This is a genomic window from Myceligenerans crystallogenes (genome assembly GCF_039529775.1).
In the GTDB taxonomy this organism is placed as follows: Bacteria; Actinomycetota; Actinomycetes; order Actinomycetales; family Cellulomonadaceae; genus Myceligenerans; species Myceligenerans crystallogenes.
Genome location: NZ_BAAANL010000002.1, coordinates 327,359 through 340,022, shown reverse-complemented (window position 1 = coordinate 340,022; position 12,664 = coordinate 327,359). Strand labels below are relative to the sequence as shown.

The 12,664-nt window shown below is 74.0% G+C and carries 13 protein-coding genes; 2 read left to right on the top strand and 11 right to left on the bottom strand.

The features are described 5' to 3' along the window. Nucleotides 1-33 precede the first annotated feature (33 nt). Complete coding sequence (locus tag ABD208_RS06260) at nucleotides 34-1,029, bottom strand: hypothetical protein (protein ID WP_344100652.1); 996 nt, start codon at nucleotides 1,027-1,029, stop codon at nucleotides 34-36. 192 nt (nucleotides 1,030-1,221) lie between these two features. Between ABD208_RS06260 and ABD208_RS06255 the strand changes: the two genes are divergently transcribed. Then, the gene (locus tag ABD208_RS06255; protein ID WP_344100650.1) at nucleotides 1,222-2,397 is read left to right on the top strand and encodes an acyltransferase family protein; all 1,176 of its coding nucleotides are present in this window, start codon (nucleotides 1,222-1,224) and stop codon (nucleotides 2,395-2,397) included. On the opposite strand, the gene ABD208_RS06250 is transcribed toward ABD208_RS06255, so the two are convergent. The 6 genes from ABD208_RS06250 to ABD208_RS06225 form a co-directional block, all read right to left on the bottom strand. Then, complete coding sequence (locus ABD208_RS06250) at nucleotides 2,394-3,446, bottom strand: ornithine cyclodeaminase (RefSeq protein ID WP_344100648.1); 1,053 nt, start codon at nucleotides 3,444-3,446, stop codon at nucleotides 2,394-2,396. The genes ABD208_RS06255 and ABD208_RS06250 overlap by 4 nt on opposite strands. Then, nucleotides 3,443-4,339 (bottom strand): dimethylargininase, encoded by an 897-nt coding sequence (ddaH, locus tag ABD208_RS06245; RefSeq protein WP_344100646.1) that lies wholly within the window; start codon nucleotides 4,337-4,339, stop codon nucleotides 3,443-3,445. The genes ABD208_RS06250 and ddaH overlap by 4 nt, the downstream gene beginning before the upstream one ends. 134 nt (nucleotides 4,340-4,473) lie before the next feature. Continuing rightward, on the bottom strand, nucleotides 4,474-5,466 hold the full coding sequence (locus ABD208_RS06240) for a dihydrofolate reductase family protein (RefSeq protein ID WP_344100644.1): 993 nt from the start codon (nucleotides 5,464-5,466) through the stop codon (nucleotides 4,474-4,476). A 40-nt stretch (nucleotides 5,467-5,506) separates the two neighbouring features. Then, nucleotides 5,507-5,926 (bottom strand): ArsR/SmtB family transcription factor, encoded by a 420-nt coding sequence (locus tag ABD208_RS06235; protein WP_344100642.1) that lies wholly within the window; start codon nucleotides 5,924-5,926, stop codon nucleotides 5,507-5,509. Beyond that, nucleotides 5,923-6,381, bottom strand: a complete 459-nt coding sequence (locus ABD208_RS06230) for an SRPBCC domain-containing protein (protein ID WP_344100640.1) — start codon at nucleotides 6,379-6,381, stop codon at nucleotides 5,923-5,925. The genes ABD208_RS06235 and ABD208_RS06230 overlap by 4 nt, the downstream gene beginning before the upstream one ends. A gap of 13 nt (nucleotides 6,382-6,394) precedes the next feature. Next, entirely contained in the window at nucleotides 6,395-6,856 is a 462-nt protein-coding gene (locus ABD208_RS06225) for an SRPBCC family protein (RefSeq protein WP_344100638.1), read from the bottom strand. A 154-nt stretch (nucleotides 6,857-7,010) separates the two neighbouring features. Between ABD208_RS06225 and ABD208_RS06220 the strand changes: the two genes are divergently transcribed. Continuing rightward, a complete protein-coding gene (locus tag ABD208_RS06220) occupies nucleotides 7,011-9,950 on the top strand; it encodes a helix-turn-helix transcriptional regulator (RefSeq protein WP_344100636.1) in 2,940 nt (979 codons plus the stop codon). Between the two features lie 3 nt (nucleotides 9,951-9,953). Here ABD208_RS06220 and ABD208_RS06215 read toward each other — a convergent pair whose 3' ends face one another. From ABD208_RS06215 to ABD208_RS06200, 4 genes are all read right to left on the bottom strand, one after another. Next, nucleotides 9,954-10,673: a response regulator gene (locus ABD208_RS06215; protein WP_344100634.1), complete on the bottom strand. Its 720-nt coding sequence runs from the start codon at nucleotides 10,671-10,673 to the stop codon at nucleotides 9,954-9,956. 41 nt (nucleotides 10,674-10,714) lie between these two features. Further along, nucleotides 10,715-11,377 carry an SRPBCC family protein gene (locus ABD208_RS06210; RefSeq protein ID WP_344100632.1) on the bottom strand — a complete coding sequence of 221 codons (663 nt, stop codon included), beginning with the start codon at nucleotides 11,375-11,377 and terminating at the stop codon, nucleotides 10,715-10,717. Continuing rightward, nucleotides 11,374-11,796 (bottom strand): ArsR/SmtB family transcription factor, encoded by a 423-nt coding sequence (locus ABD208_RS06205; protein ID WP_344100630.1) that lies wholly within the window; start codon nucleotides 11,794-11,796, stop codon nucleotides 11,374-11,376. The genes ABD208_RS06210 and ABD208_RS06205 overlap by 4 nt, the downstream gene beginning before the upstream one ends. 172 nt (nucleotides 11,797-11,968) lie before the next feature. Beyond that, the gene (locus ABD208_RS06200) at nucleotides 11,969-12,601 is read right to left on the bottom strand and encodes a TetR/AcrR family transcriptional regulator (RefSeq protein WP_344100628.1); all 633 of its coding nucleotides are present in this window, start codon (nucleotides 12,599-12,601) and stop codon (nucleotides 11,969-11,971) included. Nucleotides 12,602-12,664 lie beyond the last annotated feature (63 nt).

Below are 12,664 nucleotides of genomic sequence, written 5' to 3'. Positions count from 1 at the left end.
CATGCGGGGGAGTCCCGGGCCGGCGTCGTCAGCTCACCGGAAGCGGTTGCTCGTGTACGTCCGGGAGAAGCTGCCCGCGATCGTGAAGTACGACGCCATCACGCCCGCCGGGTCCGTGGCCAGGGCGCCGCGGCCCGGGACGTCGTCGCCGTCGTCCCAGCCCCACGGGGCGTTGGCGGCGTTGGCCGAGCAGCCGATCGCGCCGCTGCCGCAGCCGCCCGACGTGTCGCCGGCGAACGAGCCCCAGCTCGCGAACGGCGTCGTGCTGCGGCGCTCCCACAGGCCGCCGGACGCGAACACGTCGACGAGGTCGTAGCGCACGTCGCGGTCGTCGGGGTGGGCGGGGGCCTCGGCGGAGGTCGCCGGGAAGTAGATGACGCCGTCGCCGTTGATGTCGTAGCCGCCGCGCGCCTTGAGGCCGTGGCCCTTGGCCTCCTGCGCCGTGACGGGGTGGGACAGGCCGTCGTGCGGGTTGGCCTGCATCGGCAGCGTGCCGTCCACCGACTCGCCGCCCGCGGACCAGGTGGTGCCGCCGGGCAGGTAGGAGTAGAAGTTCGTGTGCGCGACCGTGACGGCGGCGCGCAGCTTGCCGTAGGTGGTGCCGTCCTTCTCCACGGCGAGCAGCACGCCCTCGGCGTCGTTCTCGTGCTCGGTGTCGAAGAACGAGTCGGTCCAGTCCCGCGGGTGGAAGAAGGTGTAGGTGAGGAACCAGTGCGTGGACGTCTCCACCGACGACCAGTACGCGGACGCCGCCATCGACCCGGTCCCGGCGTTGTCCCAGTTGTTCAGGCCGTTCCAGTCGCCGTCGAAGTCGACCCGCGTGATGTAGTCGGACCGCCCGCCGAGGGCGTGTGTGCCGGTCTGGTCGACGTCCTGGTAGTGGACGGGCGCCCAGCGCCGGGCGACGTCGGCCGTCGTGGCGGTGACGGCGGTGGACACCGGGGCGGCGGCAGCGGGCGCGAGCGCGGCGGGCGCGATCAGCGCACCGGCGGCGCAGACGGTGAGAGCGATGGGCAGGGCACGAGGCATGAGGTCTCCCGGAGGACGAAGGCCACGGCCGGCGACACCGCCGACCGTGGCACATGCTCCGCCGCCCGGGTGTCCCCCGGGCATCACAGAACGGACACGGGGGTGAATATTGCACCCGGCTCAGTGCCGTCAATGCGCCGCGACCAGGGAGAACAGGTCCTTCGGCTGACGGACGCCACCTACAGTTGCCCCGTGAACGAGGCCCTGACCAGCACACCCGGCAGTCCGGTGGCACGGCACGAGAGTCCGCGGGACGGCAGCGCGGAAGGCCGGAAACACGCCGAAGTCCTGCCCGAAGCGGTCAGTCCGGCCGCGCGCCCCCGGATCGCCTGGGCGGACTCCGCCCGGGCCCTGGCGATCATCCTCGTCGTGGTCTATCACGCGACAGGATGGATCGGTGATGCGGGCTACGACTTCTCGGTGGCCGACGAGTACACGTCGCCGCTGCGGAGTCTTCGGATGCCGCTGTTCTTCACGGTGGCGGGCTTGTTCGCGGCGAAGTGGGTCGCGGCGTCGTGGCGCACCCTGCTGCGTGGCAAGATCATCTACTTCGCCTGGGTGTTCGTCCTGTGGGAGCCGATCTCGCTCGCCGTACGCCAGGCGACCGGACACCACCAGATTCCCGACGCCGAGTGGTGGATCTTCGTCGTCCAGGTCGCGGTCGCGCCCGTTTATCCGTGGTCCGAGCTCTGGTTCATCTGGGTGCTCGGCGTCCTCTTCCTCCTTGCCCGCCTGATCCGTCCGGTCCCCGTCTGGCTGCAGCTCGGCGTCGCGCTCGGCATCAGTGCCTGGGCCCTTTCGGGCGTGGACCTGGGCGGCATCGCGTATCGCGGAGCGGCGCGGTACCTCCTGTTCTTCCTGATCGGCCTGCACCTGCGCCCGCTCGTCGAGGCGTACGCGCAGCGCCTGCGCTGGTGGTCCGGGACCCTCGTCGTCGGCGGCTGGTACGGGCTGGCCTGGCTCGTCGCCGGGCAGGGTCTCACCCATGCCTTCGGACCGTATCTCCTGGTCAACATCGCCGGGCTGCTCGCAGGGATCGCGATCTGCTGCGGGCTCGCCGTCGTCGTCCCGCGGCTGGGCCGGATCGGCGCACGCACCTTGCCGGTCTTCGTCCTGCACACGCCGTTGATCCACACCATCCTGTGGCTTCTCGCGATGACCGGGATCGTGGTCCCGCACCCCTTCTCGCAGTGGCTGCCCGTGGTCGTGGCGGCCGTCGTCATCCCGCTGGCGCTCGTGATCGACCTCGTCACCAGGCGCAGCCGCCTCGGCTGGCTCTGGCGGCCACCGGACCGGCTGCTGAAGGCTGTGCCGTCGGGTCCGCGGAACGCGGACACAGCGGCACAGCCTTCAGCGGTGGGGTCCTAGGCCGCGTCTCCGCGTGCCGCGACCAGGGAGAACAGGTCCTTCGGGTCGGACGGTTCCGCGATGAGGTCCAGGTGCTGGAGCAGCTCCGGGGCCGAGGCGGCGACGTCGGCCGCGACGAACTTCAGCGTCGTCCAGTCCTCCACGCCGAAGCCGACCGAGTCCCACACCACCAGCTCGTCGCCGGACCGCCGGCCCGGCCTCGCGCCCGTGACGACCTCCCACAGCTCCGTGACCGGGAAGTCCGGGGCCTGCTTCTGGATCTCGCCCTCGATGCGGGTCTGCTCCGTGTGCTCCACGAACACGCTGGCGCGGGCGACCGTGGCGGGCTCCAGCTCCGTCTTGCCGGGGCAGTCGCCGCCGATCGCGTTGAGGAAGACACCGGGACGGCACGACTCCCTGACCTGACGGTCGGTCAGCACGACGGCGTTGCGCTTGTCCGCCGTGCACGTCGTGACGACGTCGGCGCCGCGCGCGGCCTCGCCCGGATCGGCGGCGATCACGACGTCGAAGCCGAGCTCCTTGGCGTGCCGGGCCAGCTTGGCCGACGCCGCCGGGTCGACGTCGAACACGCGCAGCGTCTCGATCCCGAGCTCCGCCCGCATGCCGAGCGCCTGGAACTCCGCCTGCGAGCCGGCGCCGATCATCGCCATGACCCGCGAGTCGCGGCGCGCCAGGTAACGCGCGGCGAGCGCCGACGCCGCCGCCGTGCGCAGCCCGGTCAGCAGGGTCATCTCCGCGAGGAAGCTGGGGTAGCCGTTGTCGACGCGCGCGAGCATCCCGACGGCCGTCACGGTCTGGAAGCCGCGGGCGGGGTTGGCGGGGTGGCCGTTGACGAACTTGAAGCCGTACGTCTCGGCGTCGGCGGCGGGCATGAGCTCGATGACGCCGTCGGCGGAGTGGCTCGCGATGCGGGGGCGCTTGTCCAGCTCGGCCCAGCGGGCGAAGTCGCGCTCCATCGCGTCGGTGAGGTCCGCGATGACGCGTTCGGGGCCGCGGCGCGCGGCCCAGCGGGCGGCGCCCGCGACGTCGAGGAAGGGGACGGTGGTCATCGGGAGGTCTCCTGTCCGACGGCGCCGGGCCGCAGCTCCAGCGTGCAGCACTTCACGGACCCGCCGCCCTTGAACAGCTCGGACAGGTCGACGCCGACGACGTCGAACCCGGCCGCGGCGATGTCCTCGGCGAGCTTCCCGGCGCGGTCGGTGAGGAACACGGTCCTCCCGTCGGAGACGACGTTCAGGCCCAGCACGGCGGCGTCGTCGTCGGACGCGATGATCGCGCCGGGGAACATCCGCTCGAGCACGGCGCGGGACTCCGGCGCGAACGCGCCGGGCAGGTAGGCGACCAGCGGGGGGTTGCCGCCGGCGCCGTCGTCGAGGACGGCCAGCGCCGTGTCGAGGTGGTAGTAGCGCGGGTCCACGAGCTCGAGGGGGACGACGCCGATGCCCTGTTCCGCCAGGCCCAGGCGGCGCGCGGCCTCCTCGTGGGCGGCGCGCGTCGTGCGGAACCCGTGGCCCGCGAGCAGCGTGCTGCCGATCAGCAGCAGGTCGCCCTCGCCCTCCTGGGTCTCCCCGGACTGGCCGAGCGCGGCGATCCCGCGGGCGCGGGCCGCGGGCCCGGTGAACCAGGCGTCGTAGGCGGGGCCCTCCTTGGCCCGCTCCGGGTAGGCGAACCGCGCGGCGATCGCCTGCCCGCCCACGACGATGCCGCCGTTGGCCGCGTACACCATGTCGGGCAGGCCCGGCTCGGAGTCGATCACGTCGACCGTGTGGCCGCGGGCCTCGTAGGCGTCCTTCAGGGCCGTCCACTGCCGGATCGCGCGGCCCGTGTCGACGGGGACGGTGGTGTCCATCCAGGGGTTGATGGCGTAGACGACGTCGAAGTGCTCGGGTGGGCACATGAGGAAGTGCCGGGGTGCGGCGTGGCGCTCGCGGTTCTGCGTCATGCCTTGGACGTTATCTTCGACGATGTTGCGTCACGGCGGTGTTTTGTTGCGCGGTTGTGTTGCCCGGCTTGGGAAATCGCCGCCCGGGCTGAACGCATCGGCCCGGGCGGCGGCCCCTGCTGCGCCGGTCCGCGTCACCGGACGACGTCGAACACCTGCTTCTGCACCCCGTTCGCGTACACCTCGTGCTCCACGAGCCGCAGCCGCTGGGCCCCCTTGTCCGTGTCGGAGAACAGGGGCTTCCCCTGCCCGAGCAGCACCGGGAACACGAGCAGGTCGAACCGGTCCACCAGCCCGGCGTCGGCCCGCGCCCGCCCGAGGCTCGCGCTGCCGTGCACCTGGAGCTCACCCTCGCCGTCCGCCTTGAGCCTCGCGACCTCGTCGAGCGAGCGCAGGATCGTGGTCTCGCCCCAGTCGTCCACGAGATCCCCGTCGCCGAGCGCGGTCGAGACGACGTACTTCGGCAGCGTGTTGTACCGCTCGAACTCGGCCATCCGCGGCCACACGGGCGCGAACATCTCGTAGCTGCGCCGCCCGAGGAGCAGCCCGTCGGCCTCCTCCTGCTCGCGTCCCTTGAGCTCGTACATCTCCTCGCACATCTCCACGGTGCGGTACGTCCAGGCGGTGTCCCGCAGGTCGGGGTCGCCGCCGGTCGGATCGACCTTCCCGTCGAGCGAGACGAACGCGGTCGAGACGATGGTGCGCATCGGATCCTCCAGAGCTAGGGCTGCCGTCCTCATGTCGGACGACGCCGCCGCCGAGAACTCATCGCCGCCCGGCGGACCTGTCCGCGGACCGGCGACCATGCCATCCCGGACGATGGAACCGCTGCCATCGACCGAGATGACCATGAGCCAGCGGCCCCCGCCGAGATACCACAGCAGGTCACCGCGGCCGATGAAGTCGCCGTCGTCGTCGTGGATGTTCCGCTGCAGGTCGTCCGGCGGGATGCCGGCATCGGCGGCGTCGAGCGGATGCAGCCGGGGATCGATCGACCCGGTGTCGAGAACGCCGGGAACGACCCGCGACCACTCGCCCGACCGGACGAGCCGCCGGCGCACCCCGGCGCCGATCCCGTGCTCCTCGCACTGGACGACGGAGACGAGCCCGCCCTGCCGCCGGGCCACCCGAACCAGCCCATCCGGCACACCCTTCCTGACCAGCCCGTCAGGCAGGTGGGTGGTTCTTCGTCGACTGGTGGAGGCGTTCCGCCAGGCGGCGGATGCGGGCCAGGCGGGCGTCCCAGGCCGTGCCTACCTCGGTGAGCTGGGCCACCGCGCGCTGGAGCTGGGCGTCGTCGACCCGGTAGCGCCGCTCCCGGCCCGACGCCGTCGCGTGGACCAGGCCCGCGCGGTCCAGGACCGCCAGGTGCTTGGCCACGGCCTGGCGGGTGACCGGGAGGTGCGAGCTCAGGCTCGTGGCGGTGCCCCCGCCCTCGTGCAGCAGGAGGTCCAGCAGGCGGCGGCGGGTGGGGTCCCCGACGGCGGACCAGAGGTCGTCGTCGGACACCGTGGCGCCGCCCGCCTCGCCGGCCGTCACCCTGGCGCCGCCCGCCTCTCTCGCACCCGCCTCCCTGACTTTCGTCACGCGTCCGCCCCGATCCGTTCCGCGTGCGTGACGAGCTGCGGCAGGAAGTGGTCCCAGCCGCTGGTGTGGTCGTCGTGGACCTCCTTGACCTTGGCCTCGGCCCAGCCGCGCTCGCGGAACCCGGTCTCGCTGAACCGCAGCATGGTGCCGCCGTCCGCGGGCGTCAGCTCGAACACCACCAGGTTGGAGTTCCCCGGCGCGGCGTCCGGGTCCGCGTGCGTCCAGCGGAACGCGAACCGCGTGTGCGGGACGGCGTCCGCCACCTGGAACCGGACGCGGTCCCCGCCCGCGGCGGGGTCGCCGAAGGTGAGCCAGCCGGGGGAGCCGGGCCCGGGGCCGAACTCGGCGTCGTCGGACCACCACTCCTTGACGTGCTCCGGGTTGCTGACGACGTCGAACACCACCTCCGGGGAGGCGTTGACGAACAGCTCGCGCTCGATCGATCCGTACTCCATGGTTGTCATCCTTTCAGTGCCAGTTGCTGATCCGGACGTCCCGCGGCGACGGCTCGCCCTCGCCGGTCTCCACGTACTTCTTGAGGCTGAGCAGGAACGACGCCCACTTGGTGCTGCAGTGGTGCAGGAACTCGACGGGCTCGGCCCAGCCGGTGTGCCGGAACATCACGATCGTCCAGTCCTCGTCCTCGTGCAGCTCGAAGCGGATGTGCGTGCCGTTCCACTCCTCGGGCCCGTCGGTGACGAGCCAGTCGACGACGCCGGCGGCCGGGTCGAGCTCGGCGACCCGCATCCCGATCGTGCCGACCAGCTCGCCCTCCAGGGTGCGGAACTCCGTGTCCAGGTCGCTGCCCACGGTGCCCTCGCCGGTCGTCTGCTGCGTCCACCAGGCGGCGACGCCGGCGGGCGTGGCGATCGCCTCGTAGACCTTCTCGAGCGGGGCCTGGGCACCGATGCGGTGCAGGATGTCGGTCATCTGGGTCCTCCGGATTGAAGTGCAACTAGTGATTGCGCATCACCGTAGCCGGAACCGGCGCGACGCGCAACCATGAGTTGCCCAAGGGCGCCGGGCGGCCGCGGCCCCGCGAAATTCCCGGGCCCCAGGCCCTCCCGCGTGGCACGATGCCCCCATGCCCGTCACCCATGCCCGGCTCGTGGGGCGCGCCGCCGAGCTCGCCGCCCTGCGCGACGCGCTCGCCCGGGCAGGCCGCGGACCCGGCCGCACGGTCGTGGTCGCGGGCGAGGCCGGCATCGGCAAGACCCGGCTGGTCGAGGAGCTGACGGGCGCGGCCGACGGCGTCGTCGTCCTGACCGGGCAGTGCACGGACTCCGGCTCCGGGCCCGTGCCGTACGCCGCGCTCACCGGGATCCTCTACGGCATCGTCGCCGAGCGCGGCGCCGCCGCGACGCTCGCCGCCGCCGGCCCCGCCGCGGGCGCGCTGAGCGCCGTCGCGCCCGGACTCGTCGAGGCCGACGGCGACCCCGGCGCCGAGCGCGTCCCCGAGGTCATCGCCGGGCTGCTGGCCCGGCTCGCCGCCGACCGCCCCGTCCTCGTCGTGCTCGAGGACCTGCACTGGTCCGACGACGTCACCCGCGCCCTGGCGATCCGCCTCGCCCGCACCGCGCCACCGGGCCTGCTGCTCGTGCTCACGTACCGGTCCGACGACGTCGGCCGCGGCCACCCCCTGCGCGCCGCCATGGCCGAGCTCGACCGCGCGCGCGTCGCCACGCGCCTCGACCTGCGCCGGCTCGACCAGGACGAGGTCCGCGCGATGGCCGGGGACCTGCTCGCGGGCGACGACGCGACGCCCGGCGCGCAGCCGCGGTTGCCCGCCCGGTTCCTCAGCGATCTCGTCGAACGCAGCGAGGGCGTCCCCTTCTACGTCGAGGAGCTCGCCGGCGGCCTCGACGGCGCCGAGCTGCCCGAGTCCCTCCGCGACATCCTGCTGCTGCGTTACTGGCGCCTGTCCCGCCCCGCGCAGGCCCTGTGCCGCGTCGTCGCGGCCGCGGGTGCGAGCGTCTGGCACGACGTGCTCGACGACGTGCTCGCCCGGTCCGGCCCCGAGGCCCCCGGGCGCGACGACCCGCTGAGCCCGGACGACGCCGCCCGCGAGGCCATCGAGTCCTCCGTGCTCGTCGCCACCGCCGAGCGCTACCAGTTCCGGCACGCCCTCATGCAGGAGGCCGTGTACGCCGAGCTCCTGCCCGGCGAGCGCCGCCGGCTGCACATCGCCTACGCGAACGCCCTGACCACGGCCCTGTCCCGGCGCACCCCCTCGGTCGCCAAGCTCTCCCACATCGCCGACCACTGGTGGCGCGCCGGGGTGCTGGACAAGGCGCTCGCGGCCGCCGTCGAGGCGCACACCGCGGCCGTGGCGGGCGCCGCGATCTCCGCCGCGGTGCGGCTCGGCGAACGGGCGCTCGAGCTCTGGGAGCAGGTCCCGGACGCGCGCGACGTGGCCGGGATCGAGCACCACGAGCTGCTGCGCGTGGTCGCCGACGCCGTCCGCCAGTCGCTGCGGACCGACCGCGCGCTCGCGCTGGCGTACCAGGCCCTGGACGAGTGGCCCGCCGGCGACGTCGTCGGGCACGCGCGCATGCTGTGCGACGCGGCGCTGTGCGCCGCGCACGCCGGGTCGCCCGAGGGGCCCGCGCTCGTCGACAAGGCGCTCGACCTGCTGGCCCCGGGCGTCGACGACGCCGTACGGGCCGAGGTGCTGATCCGCAAGGCCCGCTACCTGATGCTCGACGGGCGGTCCGCCGAGGCGATCGAGGCGGCGGGCGCGGGCCACGAGACCGCGCTGCGGGCCGGGCACCGGCCGCTCGCCGCGATCGGGCTGAACATCCGCGCCACGGCGCGGCACGGCACGGGCGACCCGGCCGCGATGGCGGAGTTCGTCGCGGCGCGGGACCTGGCCGGCTCGGACTGGAACGCGCTGCAGCGCTACTACATCAACGGCACGGACGCGTTCCTGCTGCGCGGCGAGTGGGAGCGTGCGCTGGCCGAGACCGAGGAGGGCCTGGCGACGGCCCGGCGGGCCGGCGCGTCCGAGCTCTCGACGTCGCTGATCAGCCTGAACCGCGCCGAGGCGCTGGTGGGGACCGGCCGGTGGGCGGAGGCCGCCGACGCGTTCGCGCGGTCGATCCCGCTGGCCGGCTCCGGCACGCACCTGAGCCCGCACGCCGTGCACCTGCAGATGCAGTCCACGTGGCTCACCCTCTGGCAGGGCGAGGTCGCGCGGGCGCGCGCCGAGGCCGCGGCGCGGGGAGCGGCCTGGGACCGGTTCGGGGCGCTGGAGGAGCAGGTCCGGATGCGCGTGGCGGTCCTGCGCGCCCAGCTCGCGCTGCTGGACGACGACGCGGCGGCGGCCTACGAGCTCGTGACCGCGTTCCTGGCCACGTCGGACCGGCCGCCGTACCTGCTCGAGGCGGTCACCGTCGCGGCGCGGGCCGCGGTGGCCGGTTCGGGGATCGACGCGGGGATCGGCGCGCGGATCGACGCAGGGATCAACCCAGAGGCCGACGTCGACGCCGACGTCGCGCCCTTGCGCGAGAAGCTCGCCGCGTGCGCGCACTGGCCGTCGTACCCGGTGTGGGCGGCGGCGTTCGCGGCCGAGCTCGGCGAGGGCCCGTGGGAGGCGGTCGCGGACCATCCGCGCGGGCCCGCCCACCTGTACCCGTACGCGCGGTTCCGCGCGGGACAGGCCCTGCTCGGCGCCGGGGACCGGCCCGGGGCGCGGGCCGCCCTGAACGCCGCGGCCGCCGAGGCGGACCGGATCGGGGCGGGCCTGATCTCCGGGTGGGCGGCCGATCTGCTCGGCCGCGCGGGACTGGCGGCCGACGACGCCGCGGCGCAGCCGGGCGGGGCCCCGCGGCCGGCGCCGGACGCGGACCAGCTCACCGCGCGCGAGCAGCAGGTGCTGGACCTCGTGGCCGAGGGCCTGACCAACGGGCAGATCGCCGGGCGCCTGTTCATCTCGCCGAAGACGGCGTCCGTCCACGTCTCGGCGATCCTGCGCAAGCTCGGCGTGGCCAGCCGCACCGAGGCCGCGCTGCGGGCCCGCGGCTGAGGCTCAGCCGGCCTCGAACCTGTACCCCGCGCCCGGGTGGGTGAGGATGTGCCGGGGGTGGGACGGGTCGTCCTCGAGCTTGCGGCGCAGCTGCGCGGTGTAGACGCGCAGGTAGTTGGTCTCGGAGCCGTAGGAGGCGCCCCACACCTCCCGCAGGAGCTGCAGGCGGCCGACCATCCGGCCGCGGTTGCGGACCAGGACCTCCAGCAGGCCCCACTCGGTCGGCGTGAGGCGCACCTCGGTGCCGCCGCGGGTGACGATCCGGCGGGCGAGGTCGATGCTGAGGGCGCCCGCGGTCACGACCGCCTCGCCCGGCGCCGCGGCCGGGTCCGGGGCGGCGCGGCGGACGGCGGCGCGGAGCCGGGCCATGAGCTCGTTCATCGCGAAGGGCTTGGTGACGTAGTCGTCGGCGCCGGCGTCGAGGGCGTCGACCTTGTCCTCGCCCAGCTGGCGGGCCGACAGCACGACGACCGGCACCCGGCTCCAGCCCCGGATCCCTGCGATGACATCCAGGCCGGACAGGTCGGGCAGGCCCAGGTCCAGGACGACGACGTCGGGCCGGGCCGAGGCCGCGGCCTCGAGGGCGGCGGCCCCCGTGCCCGCCACGGTCACGTCCCAGCCGTGGGCGCGCAGGTTGATGGCCAGGGCGCGGGCCAGCCCGGCGTCGTCGTCCACCACGAGCACGCGGTTGCCCGGCGGCGTCGCGCGGTCGTCCTCGCTCATCGGCCGTCCTCTCGTGCGTGTCGTGCTTCGTCCCGGCCCGGTCACCCCTGCGGCACGTAGAAATCCGTGGTCGCCGCGACGTTCGCCCGGACCGTGGCCGGCTCGGCGCCCGCGGCCTCGTGGGCGGCGCCCCAGGCCGCGGCCGAGGCCCGGTTGAACTCCATGATCGCCGGGTGGGCGGCGATCTCGTCGTCCGTGGCCGACTTGGTCAGGCCCGCCAGGTGCGTGGCCAGGCCCAGGAGGGCGCCGTCCCAGCCGACGCCGACGGCGCCCGGGCCGAACTGGTCCCACATCTCGGGCGGCACCTGGGCGCGGTGCTCCAGGGTGAGGCGGGTGGCGCCGTCGTCGTCGGCGAGCCTCACCTCGACGAGCGAGGAGTCCCGCGGCCCCGCCGGGCCCATCTCCCACGTGACGACGAACCGGCGCGGCGGCTCGCACTCGCGCACGACGCCGCCCGCGTTGCCCTCGAAGGCGTACCGGCCGCCGAGGGTCAGGTCGCCGCTGACCGGCAGGAACCAGCGGGGGAGCCGCTCGGCGCTGGTCAGCGCGTCCCAGACGTCGTCGATCGCGGCGCGGTAGGTGCGGGTCAGGGTGATGACCTTGGCGGGCCCGGCGGGCACCTCGCCGTCGGACACGCGCCGTGCGACGGCGTCCAGGTCGGTGCTCAGGTCGCGTGCGTTCAGTGCTTCGATCAGGTCTTTCATGCCGTCCTCCTCGGACCGGGCGCGGGCGGTGCCGCGCCGTGAATGGTGTCGTGCCGGCCGGATTCCTCGCGGCCGCCTGCTGCGCTACCCGCGGTGCGCTCGCGCGCCCCGCGCCGCAGTTCCGTCTCCAGGGCGTCCAGCCGCTGCGACCAGAACTGCCGCAGCCCGGCGAGCCACCCCTCGGCCTCCAGCAGGGCCTCGGCGTGCAGCGCGTAGACGCGCCGTCGTCCCTCGGCCCGGACCGTCACCAGGCCGGCCTCGCGCAGCACCTTCAGGTGCTGCGACACGGCCGGCTGGCTGATCGCGAACTCGTCCCCGGCGAGCGCGGCGAGCTGCCCCGCGGACAGTTCGCCGCCGCGGGACAGGTGCTCCAGGATCCGCCGCCGGACGGGATCGCCCAGCGCCTCGAACGTCTCCACACCTCAATCATTAAGCAGAAACTTATATATTGCAACCCGCCTGCACGCCGCGAAGCCCGGCGCTGCTCGACCACTGGTCAGTAGCACCGCAGGTCCCCGAACCCGGCGTGCGAATGGATTCGATCTGCTACTGACGCCACGGCGGTGGGGGTGGATGGGGTGGGTGAGGGGGTTAGGTGGGGGTCAGGGCCGACTCGGCCATCCCGATCAGCAGGTCGCGCATCGTCGTGCGGCTGATGCGGGCCGAGTGCGGGGTCGAGTTGAGGAGGCCGAAGGCCGCCTGGACCGCCGCGCGCGCCTCGGGCGGCGCCAGGTCCGGGCGGTGCGGGGCCAGGGCTCGGGTCCACACCTCGATGTAGGCGAGCTGGCGCTCGCGGACCGCTGCCCGGGCCGCCTCGCCGAGGGCGCCCCACTCGCGTTCCTGGACGACGATCAACGCGGGCTGGGTCAGGGCGAAGTCCGTGTGGAAGGCGATCAGCCGGGTCAGGGCGGTGTCACCCGAACCCTTGCCGGTGTCGTCTGGGTCGTTGCTCCCGGAGCGCCCCGCGGCGCCCGCCGTCAGCTCCCGCGCCCCCTCCAGCAGCTGTTCCGACGCATGCAGCAGGCACGCCCCGAGGATGTCCTGCTTCCCCGCGAAATGCTTGTACAGCGCGGGCCCCGAGATCCCCACCGCGGCCCCGATGTCACCCACGCTCACGCCATGGAACCCGCGCGCGGCGAACAGCTCCGCCGCGGTGTCCAGGATCTGCAGCCGTCGTGGCGTCTGGACGGGCGTCACGGGTGTCGCTGGTGTCGCTGGTGTCACCCGGGCAGTTTAAGCCGCCGCGCCGCCGTCTGGTTAACCACCATTAACCAACCGGGGTTATGC

What these genes read in the sequence shown, in the direction of transcription:
- ABD208_RS06250 (WP_344100648.1), bottom strand. Translation starts at nt 3,446, where the DNA reads ATGACCACCGTCCCCTTCCTCGACGTCGCGGGCGCCGCCCGCTGGGCC.
- ABD208_RS06230 (WP_344100640.1), bottom strand. Translation starts at nt 6,381, where the DNA reads ATGGAGTACGGATCGATCGAGCGCGAGCTGTTCGTCAACGCCTCCCCG.
- ABD208_RS06220 (WP_344100636.1), top strand. Translation starts at nt 7,011, where the DNA reads ATGCCCGTCACCCATGCCCGGCTCGTGGGGCGCGCCGCCGAGCTCGCC.
- ABD208_RS06260 (WP_344100652.1), bottom strand. Translation starts at nt 1,029, where the DNA reads ATGCCTCGTGCCCTGCCCATCGCTCTCACCGTCTGCGCCGCCGGTGCG.
- ABD208_RS06215 (WP_344100634.1), bottom strand. Translation starts at nt 10,673, where the DNA reads ATGAGCGAGGACGACCGCGCGACGCCGCCGGGCAACCGCGTGCTCGTG.
- ddaH (WP_344100646.1), bottom strand. Translation starts at nt 4,339, where the DNA reads ATGACGCAGAACCGCGAGCGCCACGCCGCACCCCGGCACTTCCTCATG.
- ABD208_RS06210 (WP_344100632.1), bottom strand. Translation starts at nt 11,377, where the DNA reads ATGAAAGACCTGATCGAAGCACTGAACGCACGCGACCTGAGCACCGAC.
- ABD208_RS06225 (WP_344100638.1), bottom strand. Translation starts at nt 6,856, where the DNA reads ATGACCGACATCCTGCACCGCATCGGTGCCCAGGCCCCGCTCGAGAAG.